This is a genomic window from Cellulomonas uda, from assembly GCF_006538705.1.
GTDB classification, from domain to species: Bacteria; Actinomycetota; Actinomycetes; order Actinomycetales; family Cellulomonadaceae; genus Cellulomonas; species Cellulomonas uda.
On the sequence record NZ_BJLP01000052.1, the window covers coordinates 1 to 20,078 of the forward strand.

21 protein-coding genes, 2 pseudogenes and 1 other annotated feature are annotated in these 20,078 nt (G+C 70.0%); of the genes and pseudogenes, 16 read left to right on the forward strand and 7 right to left on the reverse strand.

Annotation, left to right across the window (positions count from 1 at the left end; all coding sequences use genetic code 11):
- Window positions 1–302: Crp/Fnr family transcriptional regulator (locus tag CUD01_RS13515; RefSeq protein WP_141321805.1), on the forward strand; the 302-nt coding region annotated here is incomplete at its 5' end.
- Between the two features lie 155 nt (window positions 303–457).
- Complete coding sequence (locus CUD01_RS13520) at window positions 458–943, forward strand: TM2 domain-containing protein (RefSeq protein WP_141321807.1); 486 nt, start codon at window positions 458–460, stop codon at window positions 941–943.
- A 92-nt stretch (window positions 944–1,035) separates the two neighbouring features.
- Here CUD01_RS13520 and CUD01_RS13525 read toward each other — a convergent pair whose 3' ends face one another.
- Window positions 1,036–1,236 (reverse strand): hypothetical protein, encoded by a 201-nt coding sequence (locus CUD01_RS13525; RefSeq protein ID WP_141321809.1) that lies wholly within the window; start codon window positions 1,234–1,236, stop codon window positions 1,036–1,038.
- Window positions 1,237–1,374: 138 nt separating this feature from the next.
- Here CUD01_RS13525 and CUD01_RS13530 point away from each other — a divergent pair, with 138 nt between their 5' ends.
- Window positions 1,375–2,091 carry a GNAT family N-acetyltransferase gene (locus CUD01_RS13530; protein WP_141321811.1) on the forward strand — a complete coding sequence of 239 codons (717 nt, stop codon included), beginning with the start codon at window positions 1,375–1,377 and terminating at the stop codon, window positions 2,089–2,091.
- 75 nt (window positions 2,092–2,166) lie between these two features.
- Window positions 2,167–2,478, forward strand: a complete 312-nt coding sequence (locus CUD01_RS13535) for a DUF5808 domain-containing protein (RefSeq protein ID WP_141321813.1) — start codon at window positions 2,167–2,169, stop codon at window positions 2,476–2,478.
- Between the two features lie 145 nt (window positions 2,479–2,623).
- Here CUD01_RS13535 and CUD01_RS13540 read toward each other — a convergent pair whose 3' ends face one another.
- The gene (locus tag CUD01_RS13540) at window positions 2,624–3,520 is read right to left on the reverse strand and encodes an SDR family oxidoreductase (RefSeq protein WP_094179567.1); all 897 of its coding nucleotides are present in this window, start codon (window positions 3,518–3,520) and stop codon (window positions 2,624–2,626) included.
- 314 nt (window positions 3,521–3,834) lie between these two features.
- Between CUD01_RS13540 and CUD01_RS13545 the strand changes: the two genes are divergently transcribed.
- Window positions 3,835–4,530: a nuclease-related domain-containing protein gene (locus CUD01_RS13545; protein ID WP_232514611.1), complete on the forward strand. Its 696-nt coding sequence runs from the start codon at window positions 3,835–3,837 to the stop codon at window positions 4,528–4,530.
- Between the two features lie 39 nt (window positions 4,531–4,569).
- Here the strand turns inward: CUD01_RS13545 and CUD01_RS13550 are convergent, their stop codons facing one another.
- Together CUD01_RS13550 and CUD01_RS13555 are read right to left on the reverse strand one after the other, a co-directional pair.
- Window positions 4,570–5,727: a methyltransferase gene (locus CUD01_RS13550; protein ID WP_141321815.1), complete on the reverse strand. Its 1,158-nt coding sequence runs from the start codon at window positions 5,725–5,727 to the stop codon at window positions 4,570–4,572.
- A 102-nt stretch (window positions 5,728–5,829) separates the two neighbouring features.
- The gene (locus CUD01_RS13555; protein WP_141321817.1) at window positions 5,830–6,213 is read right to left on the reverse strand and encodes a VOC family protein; all 384 of its coding nucleotides are present in this window, start codon (window positions 6,211–6,213) and stop codon (window positions 5,830–5,832) included.
- Between the two features lie 46 nt (window positions 6,214–6,259).
- On the opposite strand from CUD01_RS13555, the gene CUD01_RS13560 reads away from it, so the two are divergent.
- The 6 genes from CUD01_RS13560 to CUD01_RS13585 all read left to right on the forward strand — a co-directional run bounded on the left by CUD01_RS13560 (window position 6,260) and on the right by CUD01_RS13585 (window position 10,474).
- Entirely contained in the window at window positions 6,260–6,700 is a 441-nt protein-coding gene (locus CUD01_RS13560) for a MarR family winged helix-turn-helix transcriptional regulator (RefSeq protein WP_244937785.1), read from the forward strand.
- Window positions 6,701–6,792: 92 nt separating this feature from the next.
- Entirely contained in the window at window positions 6,793–7,968 is a 1,176-nt protein-coding gene (locus tag CUD01_RS13565) for a serine/threonine-protein kinase (RefSeq protein ID WP_244937786.1), read from the forward strand.
- Window positions 7,965–8,519, forward strand: coding sequence for a hypothetical protein (locus tag CUD01_RS13570; protein ID WP_141321819.1), 555 nt, complete (start codon window positions 7,965–7,967; stop codon window positions 8,517–8,519). Before CUD01_RS13565 ends, CUD01_RS13570 begins: the two co-directional genes overlap by 4 nt.
- Before the next feature lie 91 nt (window positions 8,520–8,610).
- On the forward strand, window positions 8,611–8,910 hold the full coding sequence (locus CUD01_RS13575; RefSeq protein WP_141321821.1) for a helix-turn-helix domain-containing protein: 300 nt from the start codon (window positions 8,611–8,613) through the stop codon (window positions 8,908–8,910).
- 228 nt (window positions 8,911–9,138) lie between these two features.
- Window positions 9,139–9,915: a hypothetical protein gene (locus CUD01_RS13580; RefSeq protein WP_141321823.1), complete on the forward strand. Its 777-nt coding sequence runs from the start codon at window positions 9,139–9,141 to the stop codon at window positions 9,913–9,915.
- Window positions 9,905–10,474 carry a hypothetical protein gene (locus CUD01_RS13585; protein WP_141321825.1) on the forward strand — a complete coding sequence of 190 codons (570 nt, stop codon included), beginning with the start codon at window positions 9,905–9,907 and terminating at the stop codon, window positions 10,472–10,474. Before CUD01_RS13580 ends, CUD01_RS13585 begins: the two co-directional genes overlap by 11 nt.
- Before the next feature lie 435 nt (window positions 10,475–10,909).
- Here the strand turns inward: CUD01_RS13585 and CUD01_RS13590 are convergent, their stop codons facing one another.
- Window positions 10,910–13,111 carry a KAP family P-loop NTPase fold protein gene (locus CUD01_RS13590; RefSeq protein WP_141321827.1) on the reverse strand — a complete coding sequence of 734 codons (2,202 nt, stop codon included), beginning with the start codon at window positions 13,109–13,111 and terminating at the stop codon, window positions 10,910–10,912.
- A 441-nt stretch (window positions 13,112–13,552) separates the two neighbouring features.
- Here CUD01_RS13590 and CUD01_RS13595 point away from each other — a divergent pair, with 441 nt between their 5' ends.
- Entirely contained in the window at window positions 13,553–15,049 is a 1,497-nt protein-coding gene (locus CUD01_RS13595) for a hypothetical protein (protein WP_141321829.1), read from the forward strand.
- 176 nt (window positions 15,050–15,225) lie between these two features.
- Window positions 15,226–15,546, forward strand: a complete 321-nt coding sequence (locus CUD01_RS13600; protein ID WP_166772098.1) for a transposase — start codon at window positions 15,226–15,228, stop codon at window positions 15,544–15,546.
- Window positions 15,504–15,617: a sequence feature (AL1L pseudoknot), on the forward strand. It overlaps the preceding gene by 43 nt.
- Window positions 15,618–15,781: 164 nt before the next feature.
- Here the strand turns inward: CUD01_RS13600 and istB are convergent.
- Both istB and istA read right to left on the reverse strand, forming a co-directional pair.
- Complete coding sequence (istB, locus tag CUD01_RS13605; protein WP_141321833.1) at window positions 15,782–16,540, reverse strand: IS21-like element helper ATPase IstB; 759 nt, start codon at window positions 16,538–16,540, stop codon at window positions 15,782–15,784.
- Window positions 16,537–17,787 carry an IS21 family transposase gene (gene istA, locus CUD01_RS13610; RefSeq protein WP_371860796.1) on the reverse strand — a complete coding sequence of 417 codons (1,251 nt, stop codon included), beginning with the start codon at window positions 17,785–17,787 and terminating at the stop codon, window positions 16,537–16,539. The genes istB and istA overlap by 4 nt, the downstream gene beginning before the upstream one ends.
- Window positions 17,788–17,852: 65 nt before the next feature.
- Between istA and CUD01_RS13615 the strand changes: the two are divergent.
- The 3 genes and pseudogenes from CUD01_RS13615 to CUD01_RS17410 form a co-directional block, all read left to right on the forward strand.
- Window positions 17,853–18,614, forward strand: a pseudogene (locus CUD01_RS13615) (IS3 family transposase); the annotation flags it as partial.
- A gap of 130 nt (window positions 18,615–18,744) precedes the next feature.
- Window positions 18,745–18,948 (forward strand): hypothetical protein, encoded by a 204-nt coding sequence (locus CUD01_RS13620; protein WP_141321839.1) that lies wholly within the window; start codon window positions 18,745–18,747, stop codon window positions 18,946–18,948.
- Window positions 18,945–20,066, forward strand: a pseudogene (locus CUD01_RS17410) (recombinase family protein); the annotation flags it as partial. The gene CUD01_RS13620 and the pseudogene CUD01_RS17410, both read left to right, overlap by 4 nt.
- Window positions 20,067–20,078 lie beyond the last annotated feature (12 nt).

The following is a 20,078-nucleotide window of genomic DNA, read 5'->3' on the forward strand; positions in this document are numbered from 1 at the left end:
CCCGCCTCGCCCGCGCGCACGACGACATCGGCGGGCAGAGCACCGACACGGTGCCGCAGCGCGTCGCGACCGCGCTCCTGCGGCTCGCCGACAAGGTGGGCCGGGACCGGCCGGGCGAGGGTCTGCTGCTCGAGGTCCCGCTGTCGCGCGCGGACCTGGCGGCGCTGGCACGCACGACGCCCGAGTCCGTCTCGCGCGTCATGAGCGGGTGGAAGCAGCAGGGGGTCGTCGCGTCCGGGCGCCGCTGGACCGCGATCCTGGACCGCGACCGTCTCGAGCAGGAGGCTCGAGGCAGCGCGTAGCCGGCCGGTTACCGCCCGGCGGGTCACGATCCGATCACCTTCAGGGGCGGTTCGGCCGAAGCGCCCGCGGGTCGGCCCGCGGCCCGCTACGGTTCCCGCGACGGAGCGGGCGCTGCCCGCGACGGCCCGATGCACCCCGACATCCTGGAGAGACCGTGTCCTCGGACTACCCCGGCCCCGCGACGCCCCCCGGCGGCGACCGCCAGCCCTACCCGCAGCAGCCCTCCGCGTACCCCGCCGGACCGCCCGTGTACGGCGGCCCCCAGGGCGCACCCGTGTACCCGGGCGCACCCGTCGGCGAGTCCGACAAGTCGTTCATCGCGACGTGGCTGCTGGCCTACTTCCTGGGTGTCCTCGGCATCGACCGGTTCTACCTCGGCAAGGTCGGCACCGGCATCGCCAAGCTCCTCACGCTCGGCGGCTGCGGCATCTGGGCGCTCGTCGACCTGATCCTGGTGCTCGCGGGCGCGCAGAAGGACAAGTTCGGCCGCCCGCTGCAGGGCTACGACCAGCACAAGAAGCTCGCGTGGATCGTGACGGGCGTGCTCGTCGTGCTCGGCATCATCTCCTCGGCGCTCAACCCGCCGGACTTCAGCGGCCTCAGCACCGACGCGGCGGCCGTCGTCCAGGTCCGGGTCTGACCCGACCCCACCCAGCGGAGGGCCGGCCACGCAGCGTCGCGTGGTCGGCCCTCGTCATGTCCGTGCCACGCACGACGGTCGGGCGGATCGTCTCAGACCGCGCACTCGCAGACGAGGTTGTACTCGACGACCTGCTCGTCGTCCTGCGCCCACCGCTCCGCCTCGTGGCGCGAGGCGAACCTGCGCCCCGCGAGCCGGCCGTTGGCCATCAGGACACCGAACTCGATCTGCTCGCGCGGATCGACCCACCCCGTGGTGGTGCTCGCCGTCGCGGTGCTGGCTGTCCCTGTCATCGCCGCCTCCTCACGTCGTCACCAACACCGCGCCCGACGCGCGTAGTCCCGGACGCTGTCTCATCGCGTGGGACCACGCGACGAGATCGTTGCGGCGCGCGACCGCGGGCCTACGATCCGGTCCTACACGACGAGGGGATGCCGGTGGCGACCGAGACGGTGACGACGATCGACGCGAGAGTGCTCGACAACCCCGCCTGGAGCGCGCTGACCGGAGCGCACGCGCGCTTCGCGCAGGGCGGCGGCCTCGTGCGCCGGTACGACCCGCAGGTCTCTCCGTTCACCGCGGTGCGCGACTGGCGGCACCCGGACGTGTGGGACGCGATCGTCGACCTCGTCGGCCCCGGCGCCCTGTTCCCCGTCTCGGGGGACGACCAGGAGCTGCCACCCGGCTGGGAGGTCGTGCGGCGCGGGGGCGGCGTCCAGCTCGTCGAGACCGACGCGCTGCGGACCCGCCCCGACGACGAGGCCGTGGTGCTCGGCGCCGACGATGTGCCGGAGATGCTCGCGCTCGTGGAGCGCACGCAGCCCGGCCCGTTCGCACCGCGCACCTACGAGCTCGGCCGGTACGTCGGGATCCGCCGCGAGGGCCGGCTCGTCGCGATGGCCGGCGAGCGTCTGAGGCCGACCGGTTGGACGGAGATCAGCGCGGTGTGCACCGACGCGGAGCACCGCGGCCAGGGGCTCGCGACGCGCCTCGTGCTGGACGTCGCGCACCAGGTGCACGAGCGTGGCGACCGCGCGATGCTGCACGCCGCGGAGTCGAACACCGGCGCGATCGCCGTCTACGAGCGGTTGGGGTTCCGCCTGCGCCGCCGCACGATGTTCGGCGTCCTGCGAACCCCGTCGCCCTGACCTGCCCCGCGGGCCGTCGCCACGCACCCACCCCGGGTGGATGATGAACGCAGACGGCCGACACGAGGAGGGCGCATGACCACCCGAGGCAAGGACCGCCGCCGCAAGGGCGGCGTCAAGGACGTCATCCGGGTCGTCGGCGCAGCGCTCGTCGTCGCCGCGGTCGTCAAGGAGCTGCGCAAGCCGGGCGACGAGCGGACGTGGCACGGCGTCGTCGCGGGCTTCGTCCCCTACGAGCTGCGCCCGCCGACCCCGTCCCGGTTCCGCGAGCGCATGTGGGACCCCGAGGCCGAGCACCTCGTCGGCCCGCGGGTCTTCGGGGTCGGCTGGACCATCAACCTCGGCCGGGTCTACGCGCTCGTCCGCCGTCGGCTCGCGCAGGGCTGAGCCGTCACACGGTGCGCGGGACGCGGCCGGTGAGGGTCCGTCGCACGCGCGTGCTCGGGACGCGTCGCGACGACGACCGCGTCGACGCCGCCCGGGATCGCCGCGAGGACCAAAGGACCGATATCCGGCGACGACGAGCCGCGCGTCACGGCACGTTCGCGCCGCCGTTGACGTTGATGACCTCACCGACGACGAAGCTGGACTCCGGCGACGCGAGGAACACGTACGCCGGTGCCTGCTCGACCGGCTGGCTCGTGCGACCCAGCCACGACGACTCGCCGAACCCCTCCAGCTTCTCCGCCGGCTGCCCGTCCGAGACCTGCAGCGGCGTCCACACCGGCCCCGGCGCGACCGCGTTGACGCGGATCCCGCGCGGCGCGAGGTCGGCCGCGAGCGCCTTGGTGAACCCGATGATCGCGAACTTCGTCGACGCGTAGTTGATGATCATCGGCGACGGGTTGTAGCCCTGCACCGACGTGCTGTTGATGATCGTCGAGCCCGGCGGCAGGTGCGGCAGCGCGTCACGCGTGATCCAGAACATCGCGTACACGTTCGTCTGGATGGTGCGGTCCAGGTCCGCCTCGTCGAGCTCGTCGAACGACGGGTGGTACACCTGGTGCGCGGCGTTGTTCACCAGGATGTCCAGCCCGCCCAGCCCCGCGACGGCGTCCGCGACGAGCGTGCGGCAGAACTCCCGGTCCCGGATGTCACCCGGCAGCAGCACCGCCTTGCGCCCCTCGGCCCGGACCACCTCCGCGATCGCCTCCGCGTCCACCTGCTCCTCGGGCAGGTAGCTCAGCGCCACGTCGGCACCCTCGCGCGCGAACGCGATCGCCACCGCGGCCCCGATGCCCGAGTCCCCACCCGTGACGAGCGCCTTGCGCCCCGGGAGCCGCCCGGTCCCCCGGTAGCTGGTCTCGCCGTGGTCCGCCTTCGGGTCGAGCTCCGCGTCCAGCCCCGGCAGCGGCTGCCACGACGCGTGAGGCTTGATGTGCCTGTGGCGCTCGACGGGGTTGTCGAACGTGAGCTGGTCAGCGGACATCGTCGTCTCCTCGGGGGTGCAGGGCCGTCGTCGGCACCGGTCTCCTGCGGTGACGATAACGACGATCGCCCCGGATGACGGGTCGACCGGGGCGCGCGTCGGTCGTCAAGGGGCAGGCGAGACCTGTCGATGCACCTGGCATGGCGACGAGCAGCGACGCGCTCCCCCGAGGTCCGAAGACGATGCGTCTGCGCTACGCCGGTGCATGTCGGACGTGCGGGACCACGCTCGAGGCGGGCGTCAGAGCGGTCTACGACGCGAGCACGAGAACGGTGACGTGCGTGGAGTGCCCCACGCCCGAGCCTCGACCGGACGTGGTTGAGCCCGTACCCGCGGCGCCCCCTGCCGAGGTCGACGCCGGACGCGCCGGCGGCAGCGCGCGACGTGAGTACGAGCGGCGCAGCGCCGCACGTGAGAAGCGCATCCGCGAGGCACACCCGCGTGTGGGCGGGCTGATCCTCGCCCTCTCGGACGAGCCACAGAGCACCACCGCGTGGGCGCGTGGCGCGAAGGGTGAGGAGATGCTCGGTCGCGGGCTCGACGCCCTCGCCGACAGGGGCGTGCGGATTCTGCACGACCGCCGGATCCCGCGCACGCGCGCCAACATCGACCACATCGCCGTAGGTCCTTCAGGCGTGTTCGTCATCGACGCGAAGCGCTACAAGGGTCGCCCTTCGCTGCGGGTCGAGGGCGGGATCCTGAGGCCGCGCACCGCGCGGCTCGTCGTCGGCTCCCGCGACTGCACCTCGCTCGTCCAAGGCGTCCACAAGCAGGTCTCGCTGGTCCGCGACGCTCTCGCCACGGCGGGCCACGGCTCGGTCCCGGTGCGCGGCGTGCTGTGCTTCGTCGAGGCGGACTGGCCACTCATCGGCGGCTCGTTCCAGGTCGACGGTGTGCACGTTCTCTGGCCAAGGAAGGCCTACGAGCACCTGACGGTGCACGGAGCACTCGCGCCCTCGGCCGTGGACGAGCTGCACCGTCTCCTCGCCCAGGCGTTTCCCATGGCCTGACGCCCACGTGCGAGCGTGCCCAGACCGGGGGAAAGTCACTCAGTGCCGCGTTCGGGTGGAGGCCGTCACCGTGAACTTCGGGTCACGGCCGAGCTGGCGCGTGGGGCCGACGACACGCTCGAGCGCGGAGCGGTAGCGCAGGTGCGAGTTCCACACGGCCCACAGCTGCCCGCCGGGGCGTAGCACGCGCGCGGCCTCGGCGAACAGCGACTGAGCGATCCCCGCGTGCACGGCCGCGCCGACGTGGAACGGCGGGTTCAGCAGGACGAGGTCCACGCTCGCGTCCGGCAGGACGTCCGCGCCGTCGGCGCGCGCGACGACGACCCTGCCCTGCACCCCGTTGGCCGCGGCGGTCGCGCGTGCGGACGCCACCGCGGCCGCCGACTCGTCGGTCGCCGTCACCGTCAGCCCGGCCCGCGCACGCGCGAGCAGCGCGGCCAGCACCCCGGTCCCGCAGCCGAGGTCGAGCGCGGTGGTCGCGTCGTGCGGCATCTCGTCGAGGTGCCGCAGCAGCGCGCGCGTGCCGATGTCGACGCTCGTCCCCGCGAACGTGCCGCCATGGGCGCAGACGGTGACATCGAGGTCGGGGTGGTACTCCCGCCGGGGCCAGGTGACCGCCGGGCGTTCGTCGGCGGGACGCGGTCGGGACGCGACGAGGACGCGTGACTTCTGGCGCGCCAGACGCGCGTGCACGTCATCCAGGTGCAGGCGGAGGACGTCGTTCATCGCTGTCGTCATGTGCTTGACCCGGCCTCCCGCGACGACGAGCACGTCGGGCTCGGCGTGCGCCGCGACCAGGCCGGCGATCTCGTCGAGGGCGTCCAGCGAGCGAGGCAGCTGCAGCAGGACGAGCCGCGCCCCCGAGACGAGGCCCGGCGTCAGCCCGAGCGACCTGAAGCCGCCGACTCCCAAGGTCTCGGCGTTCGCGTGCAGCGCGCGCTCGCCCAGCAGGCGGTCCTGGTGGGTCCGCACGCCGGACAGCCCGTGCCGTGCGATCGCACCGAGCGTCAGCGCGCCGTGATGGTCGCCGATCACGACGACGTCCTGGCCCGAGGTCGCGCCCAACGCCGACGACGCCTCGTCGAGGATCAGCCGGTCGGTCGCGTCGACCGCGTGCAGGTTCGGCGCCTCGAGGTCGGGGTAGCGCCGGAGCCGGGTGAGGAGATCCGTCTCGTCGTGCCGTGCCGCCTCATCCACGCCCCGAGGCTAGCCCGTCGCGGACGACCCCCTCACCGGGGGCGCGACGAGGTCGGGCAGCTCGCGCGTGCGGGGTGGGCGGCCCGCCTCGTCGAGCGGCGTTCAGGCCTTCGAGTGGATGGTGATCAGGTACCCGTCGGGGTCGCGGAACGCGAACGTCGTCCCGAACGGGCCGTCGGACGGCTCCTGCACCACCGCGGCACCGTGGTCGACGACGCGTCGGTGCACGGCGAGAGCGTCGGGGTGGTGGAACCAGATGCCGACCCCCGCGCCGAGCTGCGGGTGCGCGTCGAGGTCGAACCCCGGCAGCGGTGTCCGGACCGCGAAGGAGGACGTGCCGCTCGTGAAGACGACCGCCTGGGGGTTGGGCGCAGGGACGCGGGCGAGGCCGACGACCCGCTCGTAGAAGTCGGCGGAAGCGGCCAGGTCACGCACCTGGAGGGAGACGAAGTCGGGGCCGATGGTGGGCGAGCTCGAAGAGGTCATGTCAACATGTTGACACCTATTCCCGGCTGTATGTCAAGATCCTGACGTGAACGAGCGCAGCGCCGCCGACGCCCGCGAGCTCGCGGTCCTCGTCAAGGCGACCCAGGCCGCACTCAACCAGCGCATGGACGAGGTGCTGCGCCCGCTCGGGCTGACCGTCGCCCAGTACGCCTGCCTCAGCAACCTGCACGCCGAGCCCGGCATCAGCAGCTCCGAGCTCGCCCGGCGCACGTTCGTCTCCCGTCAGTCGATGAACGTGCTCCTGCAGGGCCTCGAGAAGCAGGGCATGGTCGAGCGCGCGCACGAACCCGGCCCCCGCCGCGAGCGCGCCGCGCTCCCGACCCCGCTCGCGCAGGACACCCTGGGCCGTGCCGAGAGCGCCGTCGCGCCGGTCCTCGACCGCATGCTGTCGGGTCTCGACGCGGCGCAGCGCGGCGCCCTGCGCACCGCCCTCACCGCCTGCCGGGACGCCCTCCTCGACACCTGAGGTCCAGTGAGCGACTGCGTGTCAACCCCCGAACGGGCGATCTCCGGGCTCCCGGCGTGCGGGTCGTCGGGAGCGCGCTTAGCGTCGGCGTCGTGCTGGGACACGTTGACTCGCCTCCGACGGCGCCTTCGTCGGACGTACCGGAGCCGATCGTCTTCGACGGTCGGTACCGGCTCGACGGCGTGCTCGGCCACGGAGGCATGGCGACCGTCCACCGCGCTCACGACGTCCTCCTGGAGCGCGACGTCGCACTCAAGGTGTTCCCGGTGGTCCACGGCGAGGACGAGCTCATGCGCAACCGCGCCGAGGTGCTCGTGCTCGCGGCACTCAGCCATCCCGCGCTGGTCATGCTGTACGACGCGGGAGCCGAGCAACGGCCGGACGGCGGGCAGCAGGACTACCTCGTCATGGAGCTCGTGGACGGTCCCACGTTGTCCGAGCGGCTCCGCCGCGTCCCGCTCGACCGCGCCCAGGCCGCCCGCGTGGGCCGCGACCTCGCCGAGGCGCTCGCCGTCGTGCACGCCCAGGGCGTGATCCATCGCGACATCAAGCCGGGCAACATCCTGCTGACCGATCCCGACGCGCTCGAGGCCGATGCGTCCGGCGGACCGGCGGTCAAGCTCGCCGACTTCGGCATCGCGCGGCTGATCGACGGCACCCGGCTGACGCGGACCGGTCAGACGCTCGGCACGGTGCTCTACCTCAGCCCCGAGCAGGCACGCGGGGAGGCGCTCGCCCCGTCGAGCGACATCTACTCGCTCGGCCTCGTGCTCCTCGAGTGCCTGACCGGACGCCCCGCCTTCCCGGGCACCACCACCGAGTCCGCGGTCGCGCGCCTGATCTCCCCGCCGCACATCCCCGACGACGTCGACCCGGAGCTGGCGGCGCTGCTGACGCGGATGACGCTCATGACGCCCGACGAGCGCCCGAGCGCCGACGAGGTCGCGACGGAGCTCGCAGCGCTCGGCTCGCCGGACCGCACGCTCCCCCTCCCGGCCACCCACCACCGGCGCACCGCGGCACCGCACGCCGAGGCGCCGCCGACCGACGCCGTCCCCGCGCCCCCGGTGCCGACGAAGGCCCGCCGGCGCCACCCGCGCCGCGCGTTGCTCTCCGCCGGTGCTGCCCTGCTCCTCACCGCCGGTGGGCTGCTCGTCGCCCAGCAGGTGTCGGCGTCGGACGGGCCGTCCGACGCGCCGTCGTACCCCGCCGTCGAGGGGCGGCTCGGCACGGCCCTGACCGAGCTGCAGAAGAGCGTGCAGCCATGACGCGTCTGCGCAGCACCGTCGTCGCACTCACCCTCACGCTCGCGCTGCTCGGCGCGTCGGGCTGCGGGAGCACCACCGAGCTCGCCGCGGAGCGCGGTCGCACCCTCCAGGCGTCCGTGCTGGAAGTCACGCGAGCGGCGGCCCAGGGCGACTGGGACGAGGCCTCGACGCTCCTCGCCTCCACGCGCGAGCTGCTCGACGCGGGCGTCGAGCAGGGCGAGGTCTCGGCGATGCGCTACCGCGCGATCGACGCGGCCCTCGACGACGTCGAGGCCGAGCTCGCGGCGGCCCAGCGGCGCGCGGCTGCGGCGAAGGCCGCCGCCGAGGCGGAGGCGACCGCGCCGGCCGACGAGGAGACACCGGCACAGCGGACCGCGACGACGTCCGTCGAGAACACCAAGGCACCGTCGAAGCCCGAGCCTGCTCGCCCCGCACCGCCGTCCGAGCCCAAGAAGCCCAAGAAGTCCAAGAAGCCCGCCAAGGTCGAGGCACCGGACACGAACCGCGGCGACAAGGGGAAGAAGGAGCCGCGCGGCCACAGACGCAGGTGAGCCCGGGTGAACTGGGACATGGAGACGACGAGGCCCGCCCCCAGGGGACGGGCCTCGTCGGCACTGCTACGAAGGTCTTGACGACCTTCACGTGGACCTGCTGCAACGCTACTCAAACCCTGACCCGCGCCAGATGAGCGTGATCCTGGGAGTTCGGGTGGCCACAGAGGTCAAGGCACCTGACGGGAATCCAAACACTCGAATGCCTAGAAGGCGGGCGTCGAAACTACCCGAGGAGCTGATCGCGGCGCTCAACGAGGCCTACCTCGCGGGCGACTCGACCTACGTGCTCGCACGGCGGTTCGGGATCCACCGACAGACTGTGGCGCGGCACCTGGAGCGAGCGGGCATCGAGCGACGCGAGGGCAACAGCTCCGTCGTGCGCCACTGAAGCCGCGGCGGCGGCTCCTGCCTGGTAGCAACCCCGTTCCACAGCGACCGCAACGCGAAAGTGGTGCGGCCGGGTGCCGATGAACGGCTCGCGAGGCGACTCTGCCGCAACCGACACCCGCGCTCGAACATGTTCGCTCTGGGCGAACGCTCACGCACGCAAGGCAACCCAACTCAGTCGGCCCTCCGCGCAATGATGCTTCCGCGACCCGAGACCAAGGAGGCACACGTGATTCCCATCAAGACGTCGGTCGATGACATGCAGAGGGTGCTGGGTTACATGTCCAGGCAGATCGGGTGGGTTGAGGTCTCGAAGGCCGAGAAGGCACTCGGCTCTGTCGACGAGCGCAAGATCGCTGCCATGGTCGAGTTCGGGCTGATCCTGCGCGATGGAGCGAACATCAAGCTGGCGCCTCGTGGTCAGACGTTCGTTGCCGGCGACCAGGCAGCTGCTCTGCGGGAGGTCATCACCTCGATTGACCTCTACCGGGCAACCGTCGAGTGGGTCCACTACGGGAGCAAGTCAGAAGCGACTGCGGCCGAGATCGGTCAGTACTGGGAGAGTTCTCACTCCGACACTCTCGGCAACTTGCAGGGATCGACCCTCAAGGATGGTGCCGTCTGCTTCGGCCGCGTAGTCGAGGGCGCCGGATTGGGGACGTTCACGGTCGGCCGTGGAGGAAAGGAGACGCGGATCGCATTCAACCTGACCGAGGTCGCCGAGATCGTGACTGGCCCGTCCGCGCGCGGCACGACGCCCTCCACGCAGGAAGACCCCGATCCGACACCCGAAACCGATCCAGTTCAGGCGGGGATCGCCAAGTCTCCCGCTCCGATGACACCTACTCCAACACAGCCAACGGTGTCCGTGTCGACGAGCCCGAATGTGCATGTCAACGTGGAGATCCACATCGCAGCGGACGCAACCGCCGACACCGTCAGAGAAATCTTCCGGAACATGGCGTACTACATCCTCGACAAGCCCGTCGACGAGAATGACCGCTGACGAGGCTGCGCAACTGCGTAAGCTTGAACACCTTCGCGCTCTTCAGGCCGCGTACGCGATTCCCGTCAGCGACGTAGCCAAGCAGGCGCCAGCCGAAGCGCTGCACTCGCTCCGCGATGCGACCCATCGCGCGCCGGAGGGCTACCGCGGCTACCTCGACGAGGCCGTCGACTGCTACGAGCACGGCGCGTACCGAGGAGCCATCCTCATGGTCTGGGCCGCCACTATGGAGCACATTTACACCACCATCGAGGCTCACCCGAATGGATTCAAGACGATCGAGGCGGCCAACAAGGCCCGGTTCGGTACCGCCAACACATACCGGCGAATCCGTCACAAGAACGACCTCCTGCACCTCACCGACAAGAACTTCCTGCTCCTGTGCGAAGACGTCGGAGTCTTCAACAAGAACGCGCGAAAACTCTTGGAGGAGAAGTTGGACACCCGAAACCGTTGCGGTCACCCGACGGGCTACGTGGTGGGGCGCGAGGAGACTGTGGTCCTGATCGAGAGCCTGATCAACAACATCATCAGCGGAGCGATGATGTCGTGGCACTAGTACGTCGGCCTCTACAGGCTCCGCGTCGATGACCTGCGGACGGCAACGACAGATCACGGTCCACCAGGCCCGCCCGAAGATCCACTCGAACCACGGGGGTGCATCTCTGCCGGCGCAGCGTAACCACTCCTCGCGCCCAACGGTCGATCCAGGTCCCTGACGTCGACGAGCGAGTCGCCCCTGGTGTCGAGAGTCTGCGCGGAGAGGTCGGTGTCACGCCCCCGCCACCTGACGGTGTGCGGCATGGACATCACCTCGTCCTTCGCCAAGTCCTCGCTACTGTCCTCATCGGTCCCCTCGGCAACGAGGAGACCGATGACCAGTGCGCACAAGGACTGGGCCATGGCCGACTCCGGGCACGCCACCTTCTCGCTGGCCTCGCCGAACCCGGCTTCTGCTCGCGCGGAGGTCCCCGGTGCGTCCGGCCGACGGATGTTAGTCGGTGCCGATCCCCTCGTCTGCCCGCCCGGCGTCCGGGGTGGCGCCGTCGTCCGCTCCGTCGCCTGCGCTCTCGCTCCGCTGCTCCGCCAGAACGGTCCGGTGCACGTTAGCGAACTCCTTGATCAGGCGCTCATCGCCCGGCAGGTCGTGGAACGCGTACTTGTCGCCACTACCGACGTCCTCGCCGTAGCGGTCGCGCGCCATTGCGAACAGCGCCTCCGCGTCGACGTACTCGGCGAGGGCGTTGTAGCCCTCACGCCGGAACTCGGACACGGTGGGCACACCCGTGGTGGCGTCCCAGGAACGGCCGAGGAACGCGCGCATCAGTTCGACGGCAGACGTGGCGTCGCCCGCCCGCTCGGCGAGCACCCGCCGGAGCGCCTCCCGGTCGCCATAGGCAGCAGCGACACGCATCGACGCCGCGACGGCGCCCTCGAGGCGATCCAGGACATCGGGTTGGCCCCACGCCTCGAGCACACGCGCCGCAAGGACGGCGCCGGCCTCATCGCACGTATCCTGGTCGACGACAGCACGCTCGGGGTCTCGCTCCTGAGGGCGCAGCCAGCGGATGAGATCGATCGCGAACGGCAGCCGGGGAGCAGCCGCCATGAGTTCGCGGACGAAGCCCCTCCGCTCGTCCTCGGGTGTCTGGCGGATGAGGTCGCGGACCAAGATCGCCGCCCGCTCCAGCTCGGAGAGCCCCAGGAACCCCGACCGCGTCGAGAAGCGGTGGGCGTGCAGGCTCACGCAGGCGGCCAGACGAGCCGCTGCGACCTGATCGAGCGCAGGTAGGCGCGCCGCGAGCTTCTGCAGCAATGCACCGGCGTCCTTGGTTGCGAACACCCGTTCGGAGCGCTCGAGGATGACGTCCGTCTCGGCTCCGGGATCGGCCATCGTCTCCAGCAGCGCCGAGATATCGGCATCGCTGACCTCACCGGGCGGGATGCTGTAGGTGAAGTACCGCCTGAAGTACAGGCGCGAGGCGATCCTGCGCTGCTCGGTCCACGTCGCTTCCCAGTCGCTCCCCCAGGCCACGTTCCCGAAGGTGGCCTGCAATCGCGGGAACATCGCCAGCAGCAGGACGTGGACCTGTGGGACGTCGTCCGACCGGAGCGTCTGAACGGCCTCGGTGATGCCAGCCCGAACCTGCTCCTTCGCCTCCTCGTCGCGCGCTGCGTTCAGCACGAGGGTCTCGTTCCTGCGCACCCATGTGTAGACGGTCGGGTAGCAGACGCGCAGGGCTTCGACCATGAGCACGTCGGGGACGTAGAGCTCGTCTTGCATCGGGAGCGCGAACAGCAGGGCGTTCACGTACCGCTTCGTCGCGCGCGGCGTCGTCAGACGGGGTCCGATCGCACGGTCGAAGACCGAGACATACTCGCCGGCCTCCTTCTCGTTCAGATTCAGCTTGGCCTGATCGAGCGCCTCGCCGACCGCGTCGAGCGCGAGCTTCCGCAGGTCGCCGGGTGATGCCGGCGGCAGGTGCAGAGGGAGCTGGACGATCTTGTCCATGAAGCTCGACCCGTGCGCCGTGCCGCCCGCGTACCTCTCGGCGAGGGCATCGGCGACGACATCGCCGTCGAAGGCCAGGATGTACGCGGTGTGGGAGAAGTCGGCTGCAGTCTTGACCAGGCGAAACATCGCCTGGATCTCGCCGCGGTCCAGCCGGTCGAGATCGTCGATGAGGATGACCACCCGTGTGCCGGTGTCAGCGAGTGCCTTCTCGATCCGGCTCCGGCGCTCGGTCAGAGTCGCCTCCGAGAGGGCACCACCCAGTACATCGGCCGCGGACTTCGCCGCGCTGCCGAGTCCCGGCAGCGGTACCAGGAGCCCGCCGTATGTGCGCAGAACGGAGCCGATCCTCTCGCCCGTGGTCACGAGCTGCGTGTCGACCGCGTCGGCGAGGGTGGCGAAGAACCCGTGGAACATCTCCGCCTCGTCGCCCAGCCGCCAGGGGTTGAACCGCACAGGGATCACGCGTTCGTCAGCACGGAGCGCGGTCTCGAGGAGATTTAGCGCGCTGGTCTTCCCGTCTCCCCAGGGCGCGTAGATGCCGATGACCACGCTCGCGGGGTCCCGCTGGGCAGCGACGGCGGCCGCGATCCTGCGAGCCCACGGACCTCGGCCGAACCTGTCCGCGGATGCCTCCGTGATCGGGGCGTCGGTAAAGAACTCGCCGGTGTCCTGGTCCCCCATCGCGTCCTCCTGGCTCCGTGTGTCAACAGCCGTCCATGCGTATCACTTCCCACAGACAGGAATCTGCACCTCCGAGTAGCGGAGTGTGACGAGACGCGGAGCGGCACGCCGCTCCGAACCGGGGGCTGCCCCTCGACGTGCGGACTGCTGCCATCTCATCGCACCCCGGTGTCGAGCCGCGCGAGTGCGAAGGCGACCCCGTCCTGCATCCCGTTGCTGCAGTACGCGGCGTGCCCCGAGTCGGCGGTAGCCCCCTGCCGTCGGGCGGGATTACTACCGTGATGTTCTCAGGTCTGTCCCGCCCCGGCACCGGGTGGGCCCCGCCCAGCGATAAGTCGCGCTGCTGTTCGACGGCCTCAGCCGCACCGATGGCAGCCACTTTCCCGACGGAGTGACTGAGCCGGCGTACTACGCTTCCCGCGATGCCGCGCCTCGGCTTTCGTGGCCGGCGAGCTCGCTGCGTCGCGGCCCGACGAGAGGTTCCCCATGCTCGTGCTAGGCGTCACGACGAAGGACAAGGGCACCCAGCTGGAGGCGCTCGTCCACACAGAGCTCACAAGCCAGGGCTATGCCCAGGTCCACACCAACGTCGTTGGTGCCGGCGGTAACGAGCTCGACGTGACCGGTGTCCGCGAGATTGACGTCGTCGGCTCGACGCACCCGATCCCCCTGCTCTGCGAGGCCAAGGCCTACGCAGACCCCGTCAGCATGCCAACATGGCAGAAGTTCCTCGGCAAGCTGTTCATCGCCCGCGCCGAGAATCCTGGCACCCTCGGGATGCTCGTGGCGTTGAGCGGAGTCAACGGGAACGTGCGAGGCAGCTTCCTATCGCTGCGGGAGCGGGACAACCGGATCTTCGTCGTCGACGGGAACCTCTTGCTCAAGAACGCCACCCGCAACGGCCAGGTCTCGTCGGAGGTGGATGTTCGGTCGACCATCGAGACTCGCCTCCAACGGCGGGTATCCGCTCTCGAGGCCGCGTACTACGGCAGCGCTTACTACTGGCTGGCGTGGTGGAACGAGGACGAGTACTCGGTCTCAGACGCGCACGGGCAGCCTCTGTCCGCTCGGCGGCTCGCCGACCTTGAAGCGCCGCTGGCAGGAGCGGTCAGCGGCACACTCCTCGGCGCGGAGAACATCCGCAAACAGGCCGAAGCTCGGCACGAGCTCAAGCTCAACCTGATCGACCGGCTCTTCCACGGGAGCGTCGTCAGCCTCGGGGACTGCCCGACAGATGATGAAGGCGCCGCGTTCACCTCACTCGCCGAGGAACCGTACTGCCGGGTAGAGGGCCAAGAGGTGGCGCTGATCGCGGCGGATGACCTCGACGCCGTGGCTGTTCGTCGTCTGTTCATCAGCTTGTTCGAGCACGCCGTACCGGTGCACGCCTTGGGCTTCATGGCAGAACACCTCCACGACTCCTATGTACAGCGCCTCATCGACGCACTCCCCGAGATTCAGCGCGGCTTCACCGTGGACCCGCCCGACGAAGCGACCCTGCGGGAGGTCGCTCCGGTATTCCCTTCGGTCTGGGGCGTGCTCGCACAACCAATCGAGATGATCACCACGCACCGCTCGGTCGACGAGGAACTGAACGACGCAATACTCTCCACCGATCGCAACACTTTCTGGGAGGAGATCACTCGGGCAGTCAGGGCCGACTTCACCAACAGCGCCCTGCGCGGATTCCTTTACGACCACATGGGCGTGGCCGAGCTCGAGGAGACCGCACTGGTGACGGTGAAGGCGAAGAGAGGGGCGCTCGGAACGATGCGCAGCGAGAACCGCACGGCGGTCCGCCAACTCGCTGACGGGCTCGTCGGCGAGGACGGGGCCAGACACGCCCTGGTTCGCATGGTGCCGACCGTCGCCCAGCCGTGGGACGAGCAGCACCCAGAACCGATTCCGCTGCGCCGGGAGCTCGCGGAAGCCGACTGACATTGATGATGCTCGTGGGCGGACCGGGTTGAGTCCTCGCAGTGACCGGCGCAGGGGCTCCAGCCCGCCAAGGCTGTCGTGGCGCCAGGATGACGGGCATGGGCACAAGCACTACTGCTCTCAACTGAACCGCCCCGGGTTCCATGGAGGCTCTCAATCCCCGGAGGATGAGAGTCATGGCTGCACCGAGGAAGTACCCGGACGAGCTTCGGGAGCGAGCTATCCGGATGGCGGTAGATCTACGTCGTGATCGGGCGACGCGGGTCGGAGCGTTGGCCCGGGTCGGCCAGCAGCTCGGGATCAACCCCGAGACGCTGCGGAACTGGGTCAACCAGGCCGAGATCGACGCGGGCGAGCGACCCGGAACCACGACCGCGGACGCGCAGCGGATCGCCGAGCTCGAGCGAGAGGTGCGCGAGCTGCGTCGCTCGAACGCGATTCTGCGGTCGGCGTCGGCTTTCTTCGCGGCGGAGCTCGACCGCCCGTCGACCAGGTAGTGGCGTTCATCGACGACCACCGTGCCGAGTTCGGGGTCGAGCCGATCTGCAAGGACCTGCAGGTCGCCCCGAGCACGTACTACGCAGCCAAGACCCGCCCGCCCTCGGCGCGCTCACTGAGCGACGCCGCGCTGTCCGGGGTGATCACGGCTGAGCACGCGGCGAACTATGTCAACGCCGGGCGAATCTTGACCCCCTGGTGCTGGTTGAACTTTGACCCCCCTGATGGTCTTGACTACTTGGTCTTGCGGTGGGCGCGCGTGCGGTAGGAGTCACCGTCCAGGGGGATGACGTGGGCGTGATGGACGAGGCGGTCGATGGTCGCGGCTGCGACGACGTCGTCGCCGAGGGTCTCGCCCCAGCGGGAGAAGGGCAGGTTCGAGGTCACGATCACGGACCCGGTCTCGTAGCGGGACGCGATGAGCTGGAAGAACAGGGCGGCTGCGGCTGGGTCGAACCGCAGGTAGCCGACCTCGTCGATGATCAGTAGCCGGTAGCGGTTCAGGCGGCGTAGCTCGCGCTCGAGGTTGCCGCGCTCGTGGGCGTCGCTCAGGCGGGTCAGCCAGCCGTTCGCGGAGTCGAACGCGACGGGGAACGCGGCTTCGGCGGCTTTGATGCCCATCGCGATCGCGAGGTGGGTCTTGCCGGTCCCGGGTGGCCCGAGCAGCACGACGTTCTCTCGGCGTGCCACGAACGTGGTCGTGGCCAGGTGCGCGATCACGTCCCGGGGTGCGGCCGGCAGGTGTTCGAAGGTGAAGTCCTCCAGGGTCTTGACTGCGGGGAAGTGCGCGGCCGAGATCCGCATCCGGGTGCCGTTCGCGGTTCGGGAGGCGACCTGGCGGCCCAGGACGGCGGCGAGGTATTCCTCGTGGGTCCAGCCCTCGGTGCGGGCCTGGTCGCCGAGGGTCGCGAACGTGTCGGCGATCACGGGGGTCTTGAGCTCACGGGCGCAGAACGTGATCTGCCCGGCGGTGTCCTTGCCGGTGGCGCTCACCGCACGACCTGCAGGTTCGGGCGCGGGGCGGGGACGGGCAACGCGAACATCTCGTCGTAGTCGCTCAACTCCCGCAAGCCCACGTCCGTCGCGGTGACGGGGCCGCGGGTCGCGGCGCAGCGGTCCTTGAACGCGGTCCGCAGCTCAGCGGCGGCGGCGACGTGCGCGGGGTCGGTGATGACCTGCCAGGACGCCCAGGACCGGGCGTGGTCGGCCACGACCTGCCCCGCGCACGTGACCATGACCCGGTCCAGCCCGGGATGGATGTCCACGAACCGGCCGATGACCTGCGGGTCCACCGAGTAGTCGTTGCCCGCGACCCGCACGTAGTAGTCCCGCGCCAGGCGCACCCGCAGCGGTGGGGCGCTCGTCGGCGCGACCGGTGGCAGGGCCCCCATCGCGGCGAGGTCCGCGCCGAGCAGGTCGACCGGGCGGGCGCCGGTGGCCCGCACCTTGCGCTCGTTCGCGCGCGGCAGCCACGCCGCGAGCTGGGCGTTGAAGTCGACGCCGCCGGTGAACGAGCGCCCGGGCATGAACGAGGTCTGCAAGTACTGGTTGGCTCGCTCGACGACGCCCTTGGCCTCCGGGTCCCGGGCCGCGGTCTGATAGATCCGCGTCCCCAACGTCCCGGCGAACGTCCGGGCGGGCAACGTCAGGCGCTTGTGCTGACCGATGCCCGCCTCGTTGTCCCAGACCAGCGTCTTGGGCACCGCACCCAGACCGGCCAGCAGCTGCCACATCCCGGCCAGCAGGTCCCCCGACAGCCGCGAGGGCAGCATGACCGCCATCACGAACCGGGAGTACGCCGCGACCATCGTCAGCACCGGCGGCGCGATCCACGCCCCGGCCCCGTCGGGGATCACCTTGGCCGGGAACCACAGGTCGCACTGCACGATATGCCCGGCCGCATACGTCGTGCGGTCGGCGGGGTCCGCGCCGCGGAACAACGGGCGCAGCAACGCGACCCGGGCCCGCAGCACCGAAGACGAGCCCGTCCACCCGACCCGCTCACCGATCACCGTCGCGGGCATGTCCGGGAACTGCCCGAGCAACTCCCGGATCGCCGGCTCGAACGCATCGACCGCCGAACCCGCAGGCTTGCGGTGGTACTTCGGTGGCTCGTGCGCGGCCAACGCGACCCGCACCGTGTTCCGCGCGATACCCAACCGGCGCGCGATCGTCTTGATCCCCAACCCCTCAGCTCGATGCAGCCGACGGATCTCAGCCCAGTCCTCCACAGTGATCACTCCTCCACTCTTCAGCGAAGGGGGGTCAACATTCGCTCGGCGCCAGGGGGTCAGTCTTCACGCGGCATCGACAGAACTACTCGGTCTACGGGGCTCGCAAGATGTGGAAGCACCTGCACCGGGTGGGCCACCCGGTCGCGCGCTGCACGGTCGAGCGCCTGATGCGCGAGCAGGGGCTGCGCGGAGTGGTCCGCGGCCGGGCGAAGCGGACCACGATCCCGACCAAGGACGGGGTTCGCGCAGGCGACCTGGTCAACCGCGAGTTCACCGCGACCGCGCCGAACCAGCTGTGGGTCGCTGACTTCACCTACGTGCGCACGTGGGCCGGCTTCAGCTACGTCGCGTTCGTCATCGACGTGTTCTCGCGGATGATCGTGGGCTGGAAGGCCGACACCCGCATGCGCGCCGACCTGGTCACCGACACCCTCGAGATGGCTGCCTGGACCCGCGGGCGGGCCGGGATCACGGACCTGAGCGGCCTAATCCACCACTCGGACGCGGGAGCTCAATACGTCTCGCTGGCGCTGACCGAACGCCTCGCGGCGCTCGGCATGCGCGCTTCGATCGGCTCGGTGGCCGACGCGTATGACAACGCGATGGCCGAGTCCACGATCGGGCTGTTCAAGAACGAACTGATCCGCCGAAAGGGACCCTGGCGGACCCTGGACGACGTCGAGATCGCCACGCTCGAGTACGTCGACTGGTTCAACAACCGGCGCCTGCACACCGAGCTCGGCGACATCCCACCCGCCGAGCACGAGGCCAACTACTACCGTCAACACCCGGCGTCGACGACGCTGGAAACCAAGGAACCGAGCCTCCACTAAACCCGGGGCGGTTCAGTTCGCTGGAGGGTCAGGCGGGGATCGAACCCGCGACATTCTGCTTAAGAGCCGGAGCCTGCACGGTGCAGATGTGCTGCCGACCCCCGTTGTGCGGGACGCTGAGCGACGCTGCATGAGCATGATTCTCGGCCTGACTGCTGTCAGTTGTGCTGTCAAACAATACGGGTTCGCGGCAGCGCTGCAGCCCTACGTTCTGAGCCTCCACGCCTGGCGGAAACTACGCCGCGACGGTGAAATCGACACCATGCGCCGCCGGTCCTTCCCATACAACCTGCTCACCACCTTCCCAACCGTCGACACGGAGCTCACGCCATGACCGACCCACTCCCCCACGCCGACGCCGACGACTGGGACGAGCGTCTCCCCCCGTTGGATCAGCTCGAGCTCGGCGCCCTGCGCGCGGCCACCTTCGACCCGACGCTGATCCCGCCGGGCAAGCGGGCGGTGATCTACATCCGCGTGTCGAGTCCGGGACAGGTCAAGACCGACTACGACCCGGAGGGCAACTCGCTGCCCGCCCAGCGCAAGGCCTGCCACCGCAAGGCCGACCAGATGGGTCTGACGATCATCGACGAGTATGTCGAGCCCGGACGCTCGGCCACGGAGATGAGCAAGCGGATCGCCTTCCGGCAGATGCTGGCGCGCATCCGCACCGAGCAGGACGTCGACTACGTCATCGTCTACAAGCTCTCCCGACTAGCGCGCAACCGCTACGACGAGGCTCTCGTGGGGGTCGACCTGGCCAAGCTCGGGGTCACCCTGATGTCGGCCACCGAGGCGATCGACGAGACACCGGTCGGGCAGCTCATGCAGGGCATGCTCGCGGTCTTCAACGAGTACCAGTCCCGCGAATCCGGCGCGGACATCGCCTACAAGATGGGCGAGAAGGCCAAGCGCGGCGGCACGATCGGCGTCGCCAAGCTCGGCTACAAGAACGTCGTCGACCACTACGAGGGCCGTCAGATCCGCACCATCGCAGTCGACGAAGAGCGAGCGCCCTACGTGCGGCTCGCCTTCGAGCTGTACGCCACGGGCGAGTACACGCTGCACGACCTGTCCGATGAGCTCACCGACCGTGGCCTCCTGACGAGGCCGACCGCCAGCCGTCCCGCCGGACCCGTCTCGGTCAACAAACTCCACCAGATGCTCAAGGACCGCTACTACATCGGCATCGTGACCTACAAGGGCGAGGAGTACCCCGGCCGGCACGAAGCCCTCATCGACGAGGACCTGTTCGACACCGTCCAAGACATCGTGAAGTCGCGCGGCAAGTCCGGCGAACGACGCCGGATCCACCACCACTTCCTCAAAGGCACCATCTACTGCGGCGAGTGCAAGCGAGTACGCGGCGAAGACCAGCGGCTGCGCATCCAGCGGGTGCTCAACCGCCACGGCACCGAGTACTTCTACTACTTCTGCCCCAACCGACGCGACGGCACCTGCACC